A 2,635-nucleotide genomic window follows, 5' to 3' on the forward strand; every position below is an offset into this window, starting at 1 on the left:
CAGCACCGCCCACTGCCCATCCGTCAGCACCCCCGTCATCCGATCCATCCGCTGCTCGAGGCATAGCAGGTGGGAACAGACTTCAGGAGCTCACAGGGCCTAGCCGCGCGGTGCTGCCGCACGGCGGAGCCGGTCGCGGATCGCCTCGGCAAGGCCACCGCCGGGGATCGGCACCACCGCGATCCCGCTGGCGCCGACCCGGTCGGCGGCGCGGAGCATGGCGAACAGGTTGGTGGCGGCCTCGGCGAGGTCGCCCGACGGGCTGAGATTGAAGGTGGCGAGGGCACCGGACGGCAGGTCGGTGCCGAATGCCAGTAGCGCTTCGCCAGGGGCCACGCTCTCGGCATCCAGGCGGACCGGAGCTGCCGGCGCGTAATGCGAGGCCAGCATTCCCGGTGCCGCCGGACGGGCCGGATCACTCGACGGTCCAGCCAGCGCGCCCAGCACGGCCTCGATCGCCTCACGTGGGAGCCCACCCGGCCGGAGCAGGGCCGCCCGGTCCGGCCGGGACAGGTCGATCACCGTGCTTTCCAGCCCGACCGGGCATTCGCCGCCGTCCAGCACCAGAGCGACGGCCCCGCCCAGATCGTCCTGCACATGGGCGGCCGTGGTGGGGCTCACCCTGCCGGACGGATTGGCCGAGGGAGCCACCACCGGCCGGCCGGCGGAGCGCAGCAGCGCCTGGGCAACCGGATGGACGGGGATCCGGATCGCCAGCGTGGCCAGGCCTGCCGTCGCATGGGTGGAGATCCCGTTGCCGGGTCGGGCCGGCAGGACCAGGGTCAGCGGACCCGGCCAGAAGGCGGCTGCCAGCAGGCGGGCGCGCTCGTCCAGATGGACCAGGGGCTCGGCAGCTGAGAGGTCGGGCAGGTGGACGATCAGGGGATTGTGCGCGGGCCGGCCCTTGGCGGCATAGACGCGGCGCACAGCCTCGTCCTGGGTCGCATCGGCCCCCAGGCCATAGACGGTCTCGGTCGGGAACGCGACGAGGCGGCCGGCGCGCAGGAGCGCCCCGGCCGCCTCGATCGTCGACGGATCGGGTGGAACGGGCTGGGTCAACCGGCGCGGCGGCTCCGCAGCAAGGCGGCACCCACGGCGATCGCGAGCAGGATCTTGGCGACCTCGCTCGGGATGAACGGCAGGACGCCGTTGGCGATGGCGGCCTCAGGGCCAACCAGCACCGCCAGCCAGGCGACACCCAGGGCGAAGATCGCGAGGATCGATGCCACCACTGCGGCGGCGATGCGGGCCGGGCTCCGGTCGGACTGCACGAGCCAGCCGGCGATCGCGGCCGCGGCGACGAAACCCAGGAGATAGCCGCCGGTCGGGCCGACCATATAGGCGAGGCCCAGACCGCGCTCGGGCGTGCCGGTGAATACCGGCAGGCCGACGGCACCCTCGGCCAGGTAGGCTAGTACCGTGGCGGCACCCAGGCGCCAGCCATAGGCCATGCCGATCAGGGCGACGACGGCGGTCTGCATGGTCATCGGCACCGGCCAGAACGGCACCTGGACCTTGGCCGAGGCGTAAAGGAGCAGCGTGCCGAACAGCACCAGCACGACGTTGCGCAGGACCGGGCGCTCGGTGGGCCAGAGCCGGTCGATCGGAGTGACGAGGGTCGAGGACATGGCGGTTCCCGCAGGCAGAGGGCGGCGCAAGCTTAGGTGGAAGACCGTCCAGCGCAAGCGGTCAGCCGCGCTGGAGTTCTCGCCACCCGATATCACGACGGCAGAAGCCGTCCGGCCAGTCGATCCGGTCGACCGCTGCGTAGGCACGGGCCTGCGCCTCGGCCAAAGTGGTGCCCAGGCCGGTCACGTTCAGGACCCGCCCGCCATGGGCCAGCAACCGCCCGCCTTCCCGCCGTGTGCCGGCATGGAACAGGAGGAGGTCGTCGGATTCGAGCCCCTCGGTGCCGCGGATCTCGGTGCCTTTGGCATAGCTGCCGGGATAGCCCTTGGCCGCCATCACCACGCTCAGGGCATGGAGCGGCAGCCAGCGCAGGTTCATGTGGTGCAATTGGCCGTCCAACGCGCCCAGCAGGAGCTGGCAGAGATCGGTCATCAGCCGGGGCAGGACGGCTTGGCATTCCGGATCGCCGAAGCGGACATTGTACTCGATCAGCTTCGGGCCGTCGGCGGTGAGCATCAGCCCCGCATATAGGAAGCCCGTGAAGGGATGCCCCTCTTCCGCCATGCCGGCCAGGGTCGGGCGGATGATCCGCGCCATCACCTGCTCGACCAGCGCATCGGTCAGCACCGGGGCCGGCGAATAGGCGCCCATGCCTCCGGTGTTCGGCCCCTGGTCGCCGTCGAAGGCACGCTTGTGGTCCTGGGCAGTGCCGATCTCCAGCGCGTGGCGGCCATCGCAGAGCGCGAACAGCGATGCCTCCTCGCCGACCAGGCATTCCTCGATCACCAGCGTCGCCCCGGCCGCACCGAAGCCGCCGGCAAGCGCGTCGTCCACCGCGGCCAGCGCCTCGGCGGGCGTGGTCGCCACCACCACGCCCTTGCCGGCGGCGAGCCCATCAGCCTTGATCACGATCGGCGCGCCCTCGGCCCGGACATAGGCACGGGCCGCCTCGGCATCGGCCTGGGTGAAGGTGCGGTAGCGGGCGGTGGGGATGTTGTGGCGGGTG

General features: G+C 71.7%; 3 protein-coding genes. All 3 read right to left on the reverse strand.

Translation table 11 applies throughout. The features are described from left to right. Positions 1-99 precede the first annotated feature (99 nt). On the reverse strand, positions 100-1,059 hold the full coding sequence (locus tag EQG76_RS18605) for an L-threonylcarbamoyladenylate synthase (RefSeq protein ID WP_159715873.1): 960 nt from the start codon (positions 1,057-1,059) through the stop codon (positions 100-102). Further along, a complete protein-coding gene (locus tag EQG76_RS18610) occupies positions 1,056-1,628 on the reverse strand; it encodes a biotin transporter BioY (protein WP_159715874.1) in 573 nt (190 codons plus the stop codon). Before EQG76_RS18610 ends, EQG76_RS18605 begins: the two co-directional genes overlap by 4 nt. 61 nt (positions 1,629-1,689) lie before the next feature. Then, a partial coding sequence (gene purD, locus EQG76_RS18615; protein WP_159715875.1) for a phosphoribosylamine--glycine ligase occupies positions 1,690-2,635 on the reverse strand: 946 nt, incomplete at its 5' end.

Origin of the sequence: Geminicoccus flavidas, assembly GCF_009806515.1 — a bacterium.
Taxonomy (GTDB): Bacteria; Pseudomonadota; Alphaproteobacteria; order Geminicoccales; family Geminicoccaceae; genus Geminicoccus; species Geminicoccus flavidus.